The 16,160-nt window shown below is 56.6% G+C and carries 13 protein-coding genes; 7 read left to right on the forward strand and 6 right to left on the reverse strand.

Annotated elements, in window-relative coordinates; translation table 11 throughout:
* The first annotated feature begins 75 nt into the window (after nucleotides 1-75).
* Nucleotides 76-1,605: an aminopeptidase P family protein gene (locus HMPREF2625_RS10470; RefSeq protein WP_004005107.1), complete on the forward strand. Its 1,530-nt coding sequence runs from the start codon at nucleotides 76-78 to the stop codon at nucleotides 1,603-1,605.
* Between the two features lie 95 nt (nucleotides 1,606-1,700).
* On the opposite strand, the gene HMPREF2625_RS10475 is transcribed toward HMPREF2625_RS10470, so the two are convergent.
* A complete protein-coding gene (locus HMPREF2625_RS10475) occupies nucleotides 1,701-2,708 on the reverse strand; it encodes a hypothetical protein (RefSeq protein WP_070524397.1) in 1,008 nt (335 codons plus the stop codon).
* A 184-nt stretch (nucleotides 2,709-2,892) separates the two neighbouring features.
* Here HMPREF2625_RS10475 and HMPREF2625_RS10480 point away from each other — a divergent pair, with 184 nt between their 5' ends.
* The 3 genes from HMPREF2625_RS10480 (at nucleotide 2,893) to HMPREF2625_RS10490 (ending at nucleotide 6,445) form a co-directional block, all read left to right on the forward strand.
* Nucleotides 2,893-4,221 (forward strand): magnesium transporter MgtE N-terminal domain-containing protein, encoded by a 1,329-nt coding sequence (locus tag HMPREF2625_RS10480; protein WP_004005110.1) that lies wholly within the window; start codon nucleotides 2,893-2,895, stop codon nucleotides 4,219-4,221.
* Nucleotides 4,214-5,005, forward strand: a complete 792-nt coding sequence (locus HMPREF2625_RS10485) for a DUF1003 domain-containing protein (RefSeq protein ID WP_013397478.1) — start codon at nucleotides 4,214-4,216, stop codon at nucleotides 5,003-5,005. The genes HMPREF2625_RS10480 and HMPREF2625_RS10485 overlap by 8 nt, the downstream gene beginning before the upstream one ends.
* Before the next feature lie 183 nt (nucleotides 5,006-5,188).
* On the forward strand, nucleotides 5,189-6,445 hold the full coding sequence (locus HMPREF2625_RS10490; RefSeq protein WP_070524399.1) for a P-loop NTPase: 1,257 nt from the start codon (nucleotides 5,189-5,191) through the stop codon (nucleotides 6,443-6,445).
* A gap of 165 nt (nucleotides 6,446-6,610) precedes the next feature.
* On the opposite strand, the gene HMPREF2625_RS10495 is transcribed toward HMPREF2625_RS10490, so the two are convergent.
* From HMPREF2625_RS10495 to dapE, 5 genes are all read right to left on the reverse strand, one after another.
* Nucleotides 6,611-8,089 (reverse strand): hypothetical protein, encoded by a 1,479-nt coding sequence (locus HMPREF2625_RS10495; RefSeq protein WP_070524401.1) that lies wholly within the window; start codon nucleotides 8,087-8,089, stop codon nucleotides 6,611-6,613.
* A gap of 164 nt (nucleotides 8,090-8,253) precedes the next feature.
* Nucleotides 8,254-8,625: a twin-arginine translocase TatA/TatE family subunit gene (locus HMPREF2625_RS10500; RefSeq protein ID WP_004005117.1), complete on the reverse strand. Its 372-nt coding sequence runs from the start codon at nucleotides 8,623-8,625 to the stop codon at nucleotides 8,254-8,256.
* Between the two features lie 154 nt (nucleotides 8,626-8,779).
* Nucleotides 8,780-10,282 carry a hypothetical protein gene (locus tag HMPREF2625_RS10505; RefSeq protein WP_246826790.1) on the reverse strand — a complete coding sequence of 501 codons (1,503 nt, stop codon included), beginning with the start codon at nucleotides 10,280-10,282 and terminating at the stop codon, nucleotides 8,780-8,782.
* Nucleotides 10,279-10,500, reverse strand: a complete 222-nt coding sequence (locus tag HMPREF2625_RS10510) for a hypothetical protein (RefSeq protein WP_013397484.1) — start codon at nucleotides 10,498-10,500, stop codon at nucleotides 10,279-10,281. Before HMPREF2625_RS10510 ends, HMPREF2625_RS10505 begins: the two co-directional genes overlap by 4 nt.
* A gap of 253 nt (nucleotides 10,501-10,753) precedes the next feature.
* Nucleotides 10,754-11,887 carry a succinyl-diaminopimelate desuccinylase gene (dapE, locus tag HMPREF2625_RS10515; protein WP_070524403.1) on the reverse strand — a complete coding sequence of 378 codons (1,134 nt, stop codon included), beginning with the start codon at nucleotides 11,885-11,887 and terminating at the stop codon, nucleotides 10,754-10,756.
* Between the two features lie 107 nt (nucleotides 11,888-11,994).
* On the opposite strand from dapE, the gene dapD reads away from it, so the two are divergent.
* The 3 genes from dapD (at nucleotide 11,995) to galE (ending at nucleotide 15,834) form a co-directional block, all read left to right on the forward strand.
* The gene (dapD, locus tag HMPREF2625_RS10520) at nucleotides 11,995-12,969 is read left to right on the forward strand and encodes a 2,3,4,5-tetrahydropyridine-2,6-dicarboxylate N-succinyltransferase (RefSeq protein WP_070524405.1); all 975 of its coding nucleotides are present in this window, start codon (nucleotides 11,995-11,997) and stop codon (nucleotides 12,967-12,969) included.
* 240 nt (nucleotides 12,970-13,209) lie between these two features.
* On the forward strand, nucleotides 13,210-14,064 hold the full coding sequence (locus HMPREF2625_RS10525) for a DUF4253 domain-containing protein (RefSeq protein ID WP_070524406.1): 855 nt from the start codon (nucleotides 13,210-13,212) through the stop codon (nucleotides 14,062-14,064).
* A 756-nt stretch (nucleotides 14,065-14,820) separates the two neighbouring features.
* Nucleotides 14,821-15,834 (forward strand): UDP-glucose 4-epimerase GalE, encoded by a 1,014-nt coding sequence (gene galE, locus HMPREF2625_RS10530; protein WP_070524491.1) that lies wholly within the window; start codon nucleotides 14,821-14,823, stop codon nucleotides 15,832-15,834.
* Nucleotides 15,835-16,160 lie beyond the last annotated feature (326 nt).

Below are 16,160 nucleotides of genomic sequence, written 5' to 3' on the forward strand. Positions count from 1 at the left end.
CTCAAGGCGATTTCCCGCAGAAAATAGCGGCGGTATACCGGCGATTTCTCGCGGCGCGTGGGATAGAATACAACTATGACTGAAAATACGAAGAAGAGCACCGGAGCTCCAACAACAGATCACCGCGATACCCCCAAAGCATCAGCTTTTCAGGAGTTCATCGCATCTAACTGGGAGCCCGCTGCGGATGATGGCTATACCCGCGAGCGCGTCGCCGATTTTGCGGCGCAACGTCGTAAGAAGATTTCCCAAAAGTTCCCAGGTGAGCGTCTGGTTCTGCCCGCGGGGCCGCTGAAGGTTCGCTCGAACGATTGCGATTACCGTTTCCGCCCGCATTCGGCGTTTGCACATCAGACCGGGTTGGGTGTTGATCATGAGGCTGACGCCGTGCTGGTCTTTGAGCCCGTAGATGAGGGCACCGGCGATAACGGCTCGAACCATGAAGTTACCCTGTATTTCCGCCCGTTAGCTGGCCGTGACACCACGCAGTTTTACGCGGATGCGCGCTATGGCGAGTTCTGGGTTGGTCCGCGCCCCACGCTCAAGGAGTTTTCGGAGCGTTACGGTGTGCGGACGAAGGACCTTTCGGAGCTTGAAGTTGCGATTACGAAGAACGCCGGAGCTCAGGCGTTGGGCGGGGTACGCATCCGACTGGTGCGTGAGGTTGATCCTTCCATTGATGCGCTGGTTGATACCTCCCGGTATAACACGGGCGTTGCGCTGGAGGAATCCGATAAGCTCGATTCCGAGCTGACGGTGGCGCTCTCTGAAGCCCGCCTGATTAAGGATGAAATCGAGGTTGAGAACCTGCAGCGTTCGGTCGATATGACGGTTAAGGGCTTCGAGGAGGTTGTGCGTGAGCTTCCGAAGGCGGTGGCGCATCATCGTGGTGAGCGCGTGGTGGAGACAGCGTTTTTCTCGGTAGCACGTACCGACGGCAACGACCTGGGCTATGACACGATTGCGGCGTGCGGGAATAACGCGACGATTCTGCACTGGATTCGCAATAACGGCACCGTGGATGAGGGCAAGCTGCTGCTGCTGGATGCCGGTGTTGAGGACGATACCCTGTACACCGCCGATGTGACCCGCACGTTCCCGGTGAACGGTAAGTTTACCGAGGTTCAGGCGAAGGTCTATAACGCGGTGCTGGATGCTGCGGATGCAGCGTTCAAGGTCGCTGTGCCGGGTCGTAAGTTCCATGAGATTCACGATGCCGCGATGGAGGTGCTGGCGCATCGTCTGGAGGAGTGGGGACTGCTACCCGTTTCGGCTGAGGTTTCTTTGACGGTTGAGGGTGGTCAGCATCGTCGGTGGATGCCGCACGGCACCAGCCACCATTTGGGTTTGGATGTGCACGACTGCGCGCAGGCGAAGGCGGAGCTGTACACCGGCGCAACTTTGGAGCCGGGCATGGTCTTCACGATTGAACCCGCGCTGTACTTCAAGGATGAGGATTTGTCTGTTCCTGAGGAGTACCGCGGTATCGGTATTCGCTTGGAGGATGACGTGCTGTGCACCGAGGACGGCAATGTAAACCTCTCGGCGGCACTGCCCCGCACGGTTGAAGAGATTGAAGCGTGGATGGCGAAGCTCGCCCAGTAGTCTCTTACTTTCACAGACGGAAAGTCCCCGCGATCAGTACAGTACTGGCTGCGGGGACTTTTTCGTTGTGTCAGATGCCTCTGTGGCGTTGGACGCTAGTCTTCCTTGACTCCCTTGGGCTTAGGAGTCTCACGAGTTGGAGCTTGCCGGATAGTTTTGGCATATTCTTCCGGATCGTCAATGCGCAGACCGAACCGCTGTGCCGCTTGCGTCTGAGACTTGTGCTCGCGGGCGTCGTCGGCGGGCGAAGACTGCTCAGAAGAGTCGTTGGGCTGGGTTTGCGGCGCGGCAGTTTGTGATGCAGCGGCTTGTGACGCTTGGGAATCCCCACCGACTGGGCTTTGCCACGGAATCTCCTGTGCCGCTGTACCCTGTTGTCCGCCCGCATCCGCTTGCTCGGGATTCGGGTTCTTGGCAGCGCTATCGCGGTTTTCGGTGTAGCCACCTTGCTGATCCGTCACAGTCGACGGGGTGCTCGGAGCCTGCGAAGATTCACCGGCAGACGTTGGTGTATAAGAGACATAGGGGCTGGCGGCATGGGGCAAGCCGGTACCTGCACTCGGCGTTCCCGAGGATGCCGAAGCTACCGCCTTCTGAAACAGCGGGTTCGCCGAGAGGATGCGCCGCGCCTCCGAAGAATAATCACTCAGGGCGTAGACTATGGTGCGTTCCGGGACTGCCTCGCCGCGCATCGGGTAGCGACCGGAACCGCCGCGGCGAAGCTCAAAAATTTTCCAGACCACGAAAACCGCAACGGCGATCGGCACGGCTGACGAGGCGGCAGCCCAGAAGTTCGTGCCCGCAGTGGAAACCAACGCTGAGTAGAACAGGCCCGCAAGAATACCCTGAATAAGAGCGACCAGAAGCGGACGGCCGTACCCCTGCTGGGTGGGGTATTCGACCTGTTTGAGTCCTTCGTTCACAAGGTAAAGCGCAGTGATAGGGTAGTTTGCGGCGGCAAGCACATCAAAAGCAGCGAAGGCTTCTTCACGGCGGCTAAAGGCTGCCACGGGTTCGCCCTGAGGCATAAGCTGCCCGTTGGCCTGCGCCAGGCGAGACGCTAAATAAGAAGACGGGGGCATATTGGGAGGCATCTGAGTCATGCCCTATATTTTACCGGGAGAGGGCCTGCAGGCGGCGGGATATTTGCGATGGGCTTAGTTCCCCACGCATAGAAAAATTTTGCGCATCGGTTAGGGCCTGCGACCCCACACCGGTCATGACTCGCAGCATGCCTAAAGCACTGGTGAAGTGCGTATTCGGGGTTCACAGCGTACCCTAGATAGAGTGAGCAATACTAAATTCAGCGCCCCCAGCAAAATTTATATCGCCCGCCTGCTCGGTCTTGATGTCTTCGACCCCTTCGGTGACCGCCTCGGTCGCCTGCGTGATGTAGTCGTACTCAAGCGCGGTTTTGGCGCGGCGCTGGCGGCTGGTGCTCACCTGCGCAAAGGCAGCGAACCCGTGGTCGTGGGCATCATTATTGAGGTGCTCGGCAAAAAGCGTGTCTTCATGCCAATGACTCGTGTGCGCAGCATCGACGCCTCACAAATTATTTCAACCGGGCTCGTGAATCTGCGCCGCTTTGAACAACGCAACTCCGAGACTCTGGTTGTGGGCGAACTTTTCGACCGCCGTGTGCGCCTGCTCGACGGCAGCGGGGATGCCGTGATCGAAGACGTCGCCATTGAACAGCGCCGCAACGGTGATTGGGGCGTGACCGAACTCTTCGTATCCCGTGTGAGCAGTTCCAGCGGGTGGCGCCGCCGCTCCAAAGAAACCCTGGTGGTGGACTGGGATCAGGCGATGCTCTCCACCGAGCTGGAGCCGCAGGCCGCAACCGCTTTCGTGGCGAACCACGAAAATTCTAAACCTGCCGACCTTGCCGATGCGATCCACGAGATGAACGATAAACGCATGGTCGAAATCGCGGCGGAGCTGCAGGATGAGCGCCTGGCGGACGTGCTTCAAGAGCTGCCCGAAGAGGACCAGGTACAAATTCTTTCCTACCTAGCAGACGAACGTGCTGCTCAGGTGCTCGAAGAGATGGAACCGGATGACGCCGCCGACCTTCTGATCGAGCTCGACGACGTGCAGCGTGAAAAGCTGCTCGAACTCATGGAACCGGATGAGGCAGACGATGTGCGCCGCCTGCTCGAATATGACGAGGGCACCGCCGGTTCGCTCATGAACCCGGTACCGATTATCCTCTCCCCCGAAGCCACAGTTGCCGAGGCGCTGGCGCATATTCGTGCCGAAGAAATCTCGCCCGCGATGGCCGCCGCAGTTTTGGTGGCCCGACCGCCCCTAGAAACGCCGACTGGCAAATATTTGGGGCTGGTGCATATGCAGCAGCTTTTGCGGGTGCCGCCGAGCGAATCGATTGGCCACATTCTAGACACAGACACCGAACCGGTCTCTGACCAGGCAAGTCTTGCGGAATTAGCGCGCGTACTCGCCGCCTACGACTTGACCATTATCCCCATCGTGAACGAATCTCACCGCCTGGTCGGTGCGGTCACGATTGACGACGTACTCGATGCGCTCCTGCCCGAAGACTGGCGCACATTCGACGACGGAACCCCCGTACGAAAGGTAGGGCGACGCTTTGTCTGATCAGAACCGCCGCAACGAAAACCTGAAGCACGAGGAAAATCCGAGGATCGATAAAGCGCGTATCCTCAAAGACCGTCTCGAAAAGAAATACGCCGAACGCAGCCGCGACACCCGGGAAACCAGCAGGAGCGGTAACCGCGCTGAGTCTCAACTGAGCACCCCGGCAGAGCGCAAGAACAAGCTTTTTGCGTACAACCCGAACCCGGACGCTTTCGGACGTATGACTGAGGCGTTCGCCCGGTACATGGGTACGCCGCAATTTCTGCTGTGGATGACCGTTTTCTGTGGCGTGTGGCTGGGCTGGAATACGCTCGCCCCCGAAGAGCTGCAGTTCGACCCGCGAAGCCTCAACTTCACTCTGCTCACCCTGATGCTCTCATTGCAGGCATCCTACGCCGCTCCCCTGCTGCTGTTGGCGCAGAACCGGCAGGATGACCGCGACCGCGTGGTTGCCTCCGAGGACCGCAAACGCGATCAGCAAAACCTTGAGGAGACACAGTATTTGACGCGCGAGATCGCTTCGCTGCGCATCGCCCTGCGCGAGGTTGCTACCCGCGACTTCGTGCGCAGCGAGCTTCGGGATATTTTGGAAGAGCTGAAATCTATTCAAGAAGAGCAGGAACGCCAAGCCGAACAGCTGCAGGATATTGGCGACGATATCGAAGAACTTGAAGATGCGGACGGGGAAGAAAACACCGAGGCTGAGAGTCACACTGCTAATACCGAAAATTCTCCTGACGCCAAGGCACCAACGGCGCATAAAGGCGAACGACCCACATCCTAAAGCGTGTTCTGCAACCCAGTTAAGCTCTTAAGCTCGCAGAACACCAGCCTAGACAAATAATGCGCAAACGCGCATGATAGTAGCACCGCAGCCAACCATCTACGCGGCAGTGTTTTTATCGCCCGGTGCGGCATCGTCACCGCGACGATATATACCCTCTTATGAACGCGCTGAGGAGATACCATGAGTAGCCCTAACGCCACACCGCACGATCGTTCCCGCGAAAACGAACCGGCGCCCGATAATCCCCTGGAGGATGCGCTCTGGGCGGCGCTCGCGCGAGTGGAAGACCCCGAGTTGCGCCGTCCTATCACCGAACTTGGCATGGTGGAATATGCCCGGGTTCTCGCCGAAGAAGACAACCCGCAGCGGCACTATGCCCAGGTGAAAGTTCTGCTGACCATTGAGGGATGCCCGCTCAAGAACACAATCGACGCCCAAGTGCGCGAGGCGGCTGCCGCCGTCACCGGTATCGATCGCGTGCAGCTTGAGCTTGGTGCCATGAACTCCGAACAGCGCGGCGCCCTCAAATCCCGGCTCAAGCCCGAACGCACCAATCCCTTTACCGCGCCCGGATCGCTCACCCGCATCTTCGGGGTGGTTTCCGGTAAGGGAGGCGTGGGGAAATCCTCCATGACCGCAAATCTCGCGGCGGCGTTTGCTTCGCGGGGTCTTGCCGTCGGCATTATCGACGCGGATGTGCACGGCTTCTCGATCCCGGGACTCATGGGCATTACGGAAGCCCCCACCCGACTGGATGACCTCATTATTCCCCCGACCGTAGACGTTCCTGCCTCGGTACGGGGTAAAGACGATACGGGCGGGCACGAGTTGGCGGCTGGCGCATCCGGCGGTTTTGTGAAAATTATTTCAATTGGCATGTTTCTCAAAGATAATCAGCCCGTCGCCTGGCGCGGGCCGATGCTGCACCGGGCGCTTGAACAGTTCATTCTTGACGTCCACTTTGGCGCGCTCGATGTTCTGCTGCTTGATCTTCCCCCGGGTACCGGCGATATTGCGATCTCAATGGCACAGCTGCTTCCCAACGCTGAGTTGATTCTGGTCTCCACCCCGCAGCATGCGGCGGTGGATGTCGCCGAACGTGCCGGTACCCTCAGCCTGCAGACACAGCAAAAAGTGGTGGGCGTAATCGAGAATATGGCGGCGATGACTCTACCCGACGGCACTGTGTTAGAGATGTTCGGTTCAGGCGGCGGCGAACATCTGGCGAAACGTCTGACCGAGGCGCTGGACTATTCGGTGCCGCTGCTCGGTTCGGTTCCTCTTGATGTTGCCCTGCGTACCGGCGGTGATGAGGGTATGCCCGTGGTGTGGGGCTACCCGGAGTCAGCAACTTCTGTAGAAATTAAGAATATTGCTGCACAGCTTTTGCACCGCAAGGATTCCCTGGCGGGCAAGCCGCTGTCGCTAATCGTGTAGAGTTTCTCGGATAGCTCGCAGAAGAGCTCACAAGAATATAAGTATGCTGGGCATCGAGATTCGTATTCTCGATGCCCAGCATACTTATGCGCAACCAAACGCCTCAGGGTTTAGGACAAGAGCATACCGGGGACCACCCGCCCAAACACTCAGAGGGCAAAAGCATTAGGGTATATTCAAGTCCCCCGGACCGTGACTATGCCACAGCCAACCTACCCATATCAGCTGTAAAACAAGCCCGAAGAACACCAAAAGCCAGTGGTACGCCCTTGAGTCTTTTCCGTAGCTTATGAGCACGAGTGCAAGTGGGAAAAGAGGCAGCAGAATACGGAATGTTGAGGTTTGCGGAAGCCAGAAGACACCCAGATAAACCATATAGGCAGCACACCAGATCAGCATGACGGGATGCAGCAGAGAGCGGGTACTACGCGAAAAAATCCAGCAGAAATAGGCGAAGAAGCCTACGGCAACCAGCAGGGCAACAGCCCACATGTTCCACTGTGGCAGATAGGTATTCAGGTTGGTAACCCACTGCACCACATAGTGCTGCCCATCATCGACGGTACGCCCGCTCCAGCCTATTTCAGTGGCAAGATAAGCGTCTATTCGCCCGGTCGCAATTGCTGCGTGAAGCGCATGCCCCAGCGCGAAGAAACACACGATCAAGGCGCTGATGAGGTGCAGGGATCGTGCCGCGAACGCGCCCATCAAGGCTTGCCCAGTGCTGAGGGGTGAAAGTCCATCAGCCGCGCGGCGAACATGGTATTCAGAAACCACACAATACAGCCACCATATACCCGCGAGCGCGCCGAGGGGCACGCCGACGGGTCGGGATTGCGTGGCGAGGAAGGCCACCGGTATAGCCCAAAGGTACCGGTCGTATGCCAAAAGTAGGATAAACAGGGCGATCGCGAAAATGGTCAGAGACTCCGCATACCCGGTTCCAAAAATAACCGCTGGCCCGCAAAAACCATAGGCGGCAACCGACCATAGTGCCAGGGAACGATGCGGTGATTCCTGGCTCGCACGAATCTCGAATACTCCGTGCTCACGCCAGTTGAGACATCCCACGAAGAGCAGATAGATGACCCATGCGAGGGCAAAGCTCACCACTACGCTGAGCATCACGGTGCTGAGGGCAAAAGGAATACCTGTGGTATCGGCTATGAACCCTGCAATAGTAGGTTGGGCCGGAAGGAAAGCCCACGTATTATGCCCAACAACTCCGTTATCGTATATGGGCAGTTGGACGGGGTATCCGTTCTTGTAAATCCGTTCGTACCATTCGGCGTCCCACCACCCCAAATATTCAAGAAGGGTGGGCACATGGCCGTCGCCTATTTTCTGCTGACCGGCAACCTGCTGCATACCGACAACCCAGAAAACGATAAAACCCCATAGGCGGCTGGGTGCCCAAATACTCAGCACCTGAGCCCAGGCTGGTAACGCAGCAAAACGATGCGCCACCCGGCGCAGAGCAGCAGTCGCGGAAGTACCGAGGGAGTCGAAAAAGGAGAAGCCGCCGGTATGTAAGGTAAAACGAGTGGGATTAAAACGTTCTGCCCTGCGCGGGTTTAGCGGTGAAATGGGGTCCCGTAGTTTTTCCGCCTCACCATACGTGGGGCTATCAAGGCTTTCGCTCATCGGCGTATTCTCCTGGGCGGTGCGGTGTCTCGGAAGTTAGGTGATGTTTTTGCTGAAGTTTTATGTTTCTCAAGGCTTTATCTATGTGACTGCCGCTAGGGCTTCGCACATAGTAAATCCCCTGCCGTAGGGCTAGGGGATCTTCCATAGAATCTAAGCCTTGTTTAGGTCGCTTCCGTATCGTAGGGAGCGTAGGCACCGCGCGGCAGCCGGTTTAGATTTGATGCGGCGGGCTTGTTCGCTTCGGAGCGTTCTTTAGCTTCACGTGCCCGTTCTGCATCGTCTTCCGCGAAGGCTTCGCGCACAATAACGCGGGGGTCATACTGACGAGGGTCATATTGGCGCCAGTTGATTTCGTTGAGTGTTGCATCCCCCAGCGTATCTTTAAACTCGTCTCGAGCGTCGAAGGCCATTCGACGAACTGTTTTGATGAGTTCCTTGATTTGGCGCACGTATTCGGGCATGCGTTCGGGGCCGATCACGAAGAACGTGAGAACGGCTAAGACGACGAACTCAGTGCCACTAATACCAAACACAAGATATAGAGTACCAGCATCTTGAGTACGACGGGAATTGCCACGAAGGCTTTTATGAGGTGTTTCGCACTGAGCTACACGGTTTTATCGTCTATATGTGATGCGCATCCCGCCGAAGAGTCTCGCCGGGATGCGCCTGGGTATACCGTTCGGCTTAGGGCGGGTAGTCCCCGCCGCCCGGTAGTTGCTTCCAATGCCACAGCCAGCCCACCCAGACAAGCTGCAGAAGAGCCCCGGAACCAATCAGCAGCCACCGGTAGGCGCGCGAAGAGGATATCGCCACGATAGGAAGCATGAGTGGAAAGAGGGGCAGAAGCAGCCGGAAAGTTGAAGACTGCGGGTTGAGGAAAATCAGTAGATAGGCGCCATAACATGCGCACCAGAGGATGATAGGACTTGCGAGAACCCGTTTCACGAGCGGGCTTGCCAGAAAGGCTGCATACCCCACAATCAGGAGCGGGAACAGGAGGATCGTAAAGTACCCGAAGTATGCTATACCCTGAGAAATCCAGGGTGCCACGGGTGCAAGATCGCCCTGGCGCCAGGCGGTTTCGGTGGCGGTGTAGGCGTCAATACGACCGGTTATTTGCCAGGCATAGATTGGCCAAATGAGCGCGCAGAAGCAGATGAAAAGGGCACTGCCAAGCTGCGGCAGGCTGCGTAAGAAAACGCTCTCGAACCTTTCTTGGTCTTCGCCGCGCTGACGGCGTTGCTGCTGTGCCTTAGCCTCTGTAATCAGGCAGGCGAACCACCATAGCCCGGCGGTGGCACCCAAGGGCACCCCAACCGGGCGGGACAGGCATGCCAGGAGCGCGACGGGCATCATGAGCAGATACTGCTTGCGCATCATCAGCAGTAGAACCCAAACGAGGAATACGAGGTTTAAGGATTCGGCATAGGGCACTTGCAGCACCGGGGCAACCGGCAGAAATGCTACCGCCGCAACCGCCCAGAGCGCCAGATTGTGCCGTGAGGTTTTTACATCCTTCGGGTCTTCGGTGCTCGACGCTGCCTCAGATACCTTTTCGCCATGCGATTGGTCTCGGTAACCCACAATATTCAGGCTCGTGGTGAAAAGCAGGTAGATAACCCATGCGGCGGCGAACCCAGCCAAGAGCGCCACTGTAGCCGCTACCGGATAATAACCGATCCCTGTAATCCGGTTAATACCGCCAGCGATCAGGGGGAACAGCGGGTAAAATGCCCAGGGATTTTGCGCCACCGCTCCGGTGGAATCATAGGGCAGCTTACTCGGGTACCCGGATTGCGCAATCTGCCCGTACCAGCTGGAATCCCAGGTGCTAATGAAGGGAAGGTACCCCAGATGCTGGCCCCAGGGACCGAGCAGCTGTTGGTTGCCAACCACAGAAAAAATAATGAATCCCCAGACGCGGCTAAAAGCGTAAACGAGCATGACTTGCAGCCAAGCGGGAAGTCTTAGAAAGGCATCGCCCATGCGGCGCAAACGCTCCCCCGATGCTATATACAACCATGTGATATCGGCATTGAGGGTGGAGGTTTTTGAGGGGTTTTTATCCTCATCGCGGTCGGATGTGCTGGCAGGTTTAGCCTGTGCCGCCGGTTTGTTCGCTGAGCTCCAGGGAATAGAGGGCACGGTGGTGTGCTGTTTGGGAGTTTTATCAGAGGGATTGTTCATCGGGAATGTTGGGGTAGAACCGGTGATGAGGTCAAGGTGCTTTCGTCGCTTACGGACTCCCGAGGTGCCGTTTTATCCGCGAATACGTCTAGTCCATCCCGAGCGATATAGGCCGCTAACTTCTTGCCGGGGTATAGTCGCTGGCTGGTGAGACCAAAAGTTCCCAGCAGGGTGAGGATCAGAACCACCACCGCCAGAAGCGTGATCAGGATGTTCATGGGATACCTTTTCGGTTCAGGTTCGGTTCACGGGTCCATGAGCCCTCAGATACGCCTGCCCTAGAAAAAACGTACTTTTCTTAAGGCGTACCCAAAGTAGCTACTGACCGCCGTTGCCTGCATACAATAACGCATCCAGCGGGTGGGCGGCGCATCGCGGCTCATAGATTTACTCTATCTGTTCAGTCTAGCCTACCTGCCCGGCTGGCACAGATATTAAAGCGCGTATTTGCATCGGTGCGGGGTTTATCGGCTAGTCTTCGTCGACTTCGGTATGCAGCCAAAAAAGCAGATCGGTATAGCAGCGGGTAAGCGCGCTGAAGCTCACGTGCTCGTTGTCGGTGTGAGCAAGGAGCGCATCGCCGGGACCAAAATTCACCGCAGGAATACCGATCTCGCTGAGCCGTGCCACGTCTGTCCACCCGTATTTGGGTTTGGGTTCCTGCCCGACAGCCGCGATAAGTGATGCCGCCAGCGGGGTATCTAATCCGGGCCGCGCCGCCGGAGAAAGGTCTACGAAGTCGAGCTCATAGCCGCCGAAAAGCTCAGTAACGTGCGCTTTTGCCTCATCCAGGGTCTTATTCGGGGCAAACCGGTAGTTAACGTGCAGGGCGGCAGCATCGGGAATAACGTTCCCGGCGACTCCCCCGGAAACCTGCACGGCGTTGAGTCCTTCACGGTACGCAAGCCCCTCAACCTCGTAGGTTTGCGGCTCGTATTCCTCCAGAACGCGCAGCGCCCCAGCGAGCTTGTGGATCGCGTTTTCACCCTTCCAGGCACGCCCGGAGTGCGCCGCGAGCCCAGTGGTGCGCAGGTAGAAGCGCATCGTACCGTTGCATCCGCCCTCAATAGTGCCGTCGGTGGGTTCCAAGAGCACACCAAAATCAGCGTCGGTCAGAAGCTCACCGTGGTTGCGAATGAGCCGCGCCATGCCGGAAAGTTCGCTGGCGACTTCCTCATGGTCGTAAAACACATAGGTGAGGTTGTAGTCGGTATCGTGCTCGCCCAGTTCTGCCGCCAATTTGAGCTGCACCGCAACGCCGCCCTTCATATCGGTGGCACCGCGCCCGTAGAGAACCCAGTCCCCGTTATCTTCAACGATGCGTGCAGGTAAGGTTCCGAGCGATCCCGCAACCGTGGGCAGAGGTACGGTATCCAGGTGACCAGCCAGCAGAATGCGCGTGCGTTCCTCACCGTTGCGGGGGCCAAATTCGGTACGGGCTATCATGGCGTCACCATCGCGGGTGAGATGCAGATGCGGATATGCACTGAGAGCCTCATAGACGGCGTCTGCAATAGTTTCTTCTTCCCCGGAGACCGAATAAATATCAAGGAGCGTGCGGGTGAGTTCGGGCATCGAAACGTTCAGATCAAGCGAAGTGGTCATCAAGGGGTCTTCCGTGGTTGTGCAACAGTCTTCGTTTTCAACCCTAGCATTTCAACCCGTGGGAGGCCGCGCGTTTTCCCTATACGGCACCCGATAGCGCATCTATAATGGGGGGCATGTCTGAAAACCTATCTTCCGAATCCCGTTATGCTTCCGGCGTCGCACTGGTGAATGTCGTGGCCGCCGGGAATGAGGCTGGAACCGTACTCGATGCCTGGTTCCCCGCCCCCGCGCTAACCCAGACCCCCGACCTTTCTCTCGCCGATGAGCTGGATGCGCTCGTCGCCGACCACCCCGAACGTAACGCCCGTACTGAGGTGCGCACCGCATCCATCAACCTTGATGAGGCCCCCGAGGATGCAGTCGATGCCTACCTGCGCCTGCACTTACTTTCGCATACGCTGGTACGCCCGAACAGCATCAATCTGGACGGACTGTTCGGCAAACTGGCAAACGTGGCGTGGACGAATCACGGGCCGGTGCTCGCCAGCGAATTTCAGAAACTTGCGCTGGGGCTTCGTAAGCTCGGGCACCTGAGTGTGAGCCATATCGATAAGTTCCCGCGCTTGGTGGATTATGTGGTTCCCGCCGGGGTGCGTGTGGGCGACGGCGACCGCCTGCGTCTGGGTGCGCATCTGAGCCCCGGCACCACAGTCATGCACGAGGGCTTCGTGAATTTCAATGCGGGCACCTTGGGTACGTCGATGGTTGAGGGTCGCATTTCCCAAGGCGTTGTGGTGGGCGACGGTTCCGATGTGGGCGGCGGTGCTTCTACGATGGGCACGCTCTCCGGCGGCGGCACGCAGCGCGTCTCGATTGGTGAACGTTCCCTGCTGGGTGCGGAGTCGGGGATCGGCATCGCGCTCGGCGACGACTGTGTGGTGGAAGCCGGTCTGTACGTGACCGCCGGGTCGCGCGTGAGCGTGCTCATTCCGGGCGAGGAACCGCGCGTGGTCAAAGCCGCCGAGCTTTCTGGGGTCTCAAACCTACTATTCCGCCGCAATTCGGTCTCGGGTGCAATCGAGGTTCTGCCGCGTGCCAAGAACACCGTGGAACTCAACGATGCGCTGCACCTGAATTAGCGCTGGTTTGGCGGCTCAAGTAGCGATGTAGGTCAAGATAATTTTGACCGCAGCTTAGGGGTAGTTAGTTCCGAGAAGGACTAACTACCCCCAATTTTTGGTCTTAGACTAACCAACGCTGTTTCTCTTTTGCGGATTATATTTTTCATTCCGGCAGATACAGAGATAACCAAAAGCGTGGTGGAGCATGGCAGCATCCGGTAGGGTTTGGAGTATTACCCGTTTTGAGAGGAAAACCCAATGTCTGAACCCAGCACCACCGAAGAGTATGAGCTCTACACCCGCATCTTCCACTATCCACATGAGATCATCCCCCAAGGTACTGCGGCCAAGAAGATCATGGACCGTTACTATGAGCTGCAGACTCAGGGGAAAGAACAGGGGTACGTTCCCTTCTTCGTGCGCATCACAGACATCCTGCTTGAAGACGCCGTGGCCAGGATCGCGGGTGAGCATGACCTTCCGGATGATGAGGACCTCATTACCGCAGAGCATGCCCGCGCCTACACGCAGAGCATGCTTGAAAAATACCGTGCTTCCCTAGAGGACTCATCTGTTGAAGAACGCGGGAAGATAGAAATCGCGAAGTGGCTTGACCAACATTTTGAGGACGAAGAAGAGGATGAAGAATTTAGCTTCCGAAAGCTTGTGAAAGATTTTGAAAAATCCTCATTCGTGCCCGAGGAAGAAGATGATGTTGATCATCCGGAGTTCGTGAGTATCATCTCATTTGAACGCGGCGACGACTCGGATGAGGGAGAACTTCTGCTGGTTCAGGTCCCGACCGATAACCCTGCGGATGTGCCTGCTTATCTGCCTTTCGGCGGGTGGAACGAATGTCCCAAGACCGAAAGTCAGTTGGCTTTCACCCACTACTGGTACCAGAAATACGGTGCGGTGCCCGGGATGCTCAATGGGCACGACACGCTGGAATTCTACGTTGAACGCCCTGTAACCGACCCCGGAGAATCGAAACAGCTGGCGGTCGAACAGTTTGCATTCTGCAGCGACATCGTGATGCAGGTTTTCAACAGCTTTGAGGCACTCACGGACTTTATCAACCGCGGTAAACAGTGGTACTTCTGGTGGGACTAGAGCCCCCCCCCGGTAGGTGTATGACACTATGAAGGTGGCTGAGAGGCGGTCAGTGTGAAGCTACCGCAGTTTCCTTACTGGAGCCACCCTGCGCGGGTGCTCCGGTGAGCTCTTAGTGGAAAATGAAACGGTCTAGGATGCACCCTCACCGCGTATGAGAGCCGACGATAGCGTGCACTATCACTATGCCGTGGCGCTGAACAAAGCACTGCACTTGAGCGAATACGGGTTTTATGGTTCGAACGTTAAGGTATGCGATGTTTTGATAGCAAATTGGGGGTAGCTACTAATTCCTCAGAAGACCTAGTCGCCCCCCTCTTAAGTAACGGCGTTATCGCTCATCCCTACTCACAGAATATGCGGGTAAATATCCGCGAAAAGACCCAGGGTCTCTGCACCCTCAAGCTCAGGATGCTCAGGATCAAACCTGTCCACGATCACTACATGACCCCTGAAGAATTTCCGCGCCACAGGAAGGTATACCCCTTTTCCGGAAGCTAGGTTATGACTAGAGTTATTTTTTATAGCACACAATTCACGAAGATTACCGAGGAATTCAGGTTAATATTTACAGATTTTTATACGAAAACTTACAAGTTAGCTTGATAAAACACTTCCCGCGCCTACCACGGAAAACCCGCCGGGCGCATCCAAGGCGGGCTACTATATTAAGCGACGTTATCACGGGGTGAACACTCACCCACACACCATGAGGAAGCACGGGCAAAGCCTCGCGCCTTCCGCGAAAGGACAATGATGAAGGTTCTCGTCACCGGTGGCGCCGGTTACATTGGTTCCCACACCGTTCTTGAACTCCTCAATGCCGGACACGAGGTTGTCGTCATGGATAACCTGTCTAATTCCTCCGAAACTTCGCTACAGCGTGTTGCCGAGCTCGCCGGTCGGGCACCCGAGTTCCATAAGGTTGATCTGCTGGATTTTGAGGGTATGAAGAAACTCTTCCTCGATATCCGCCCGGATGCGGTGATCCACTTCGCGGGGTTGAAGGCCGTGGGTGAATCCGCCGAGAAGCCGCTGTGGTATTACCAGACAAACGTTGCCGGTACCCTGAACCTGCTCTACGCCATGGATGCCGCAGACTGCCGTTCTATCGTGTTCTCATCGTCCGCAACCGTGTACGGTGAGCCCGAATCCATGCCGCTCGTTGAAAAACTGAATATGGATGCACAGTCCTGCTATGGCCGCACCAAGGAGCATATTGAAGACATGCTCGTAGACTTGGCGGCTTCCGATGACCGCTGGAATATCGCTCTGCTGCGCTACTTCAACCCCGTGGGTGCGCATGAATCCGGGCGTATCGGTGAGGATCCTTCGGGTATTCCCAACAACTTGGTGCCATTTATCGCTCAGGTTGCAGTCGGCCGCCGCGAGCATCTGAACGTGTTCGGCAACGACTACCCCACCGTCGATGGCACCGGTGTGCGCGATTACATTCACGTCGTCGATCTTGCCGATGGTCACCTTAAGGCGCTGGACTACATTAGCGAGCACGGTGGTCTGCACACCTGGAACCTGGGTACCGGGAACGGCTACTCGGTGCTTGAGGTACTGCATGCCTTCGAGAAAGCCTGCGGTAAAGAGCTACCCTACAAGATCGTGGCGCGCCGCCCCGGCGATGTTGCTGTTTCCTATGCCGATCCTTCCTCGGCACTGGCTGATCTGGGGTGGAGCGCATCCCGAGACATTGACACTATGGTGCGCGATCACTGGAACTGGCAGAAAAATAACCCGAACGGGTACGACGCCTAGCCAGCTGCCCCGCTGAGAGGCTCCTAAGCCGGGTTCCTTATGCAAACTTATGCATAAGACACCCGGCTTTTATATTTTTAACTCTACGTAAGTACACCTGAAGTACAATAAAAACAACATACAGTCTTGCGTGAGTTTCATATATTTACATGGTATTTATTGCTTTTATATGGCTTCTATTTCGAGTCACCAAAACTATAACTATGCACAGAAGATAAATTTTTCAATAATTTTTACAGAAAACCCGGCAGCTGTTACATACCCGTTACAAACCTGACGTAAGCTAGAATCTCATTCGTTTTATGAAACCCACGTCATAGATGCAT

The sequence above is a fragment of the Rothia sp. HMSC064D08 genome, from assembly GCF_001809525.1.
Classification (GTDB): Bacteria; Actinomycetota; Actinomycetes; order Actinomycetales; family Micrococcaceae; genus Rothia; species Rothia dentocariosa.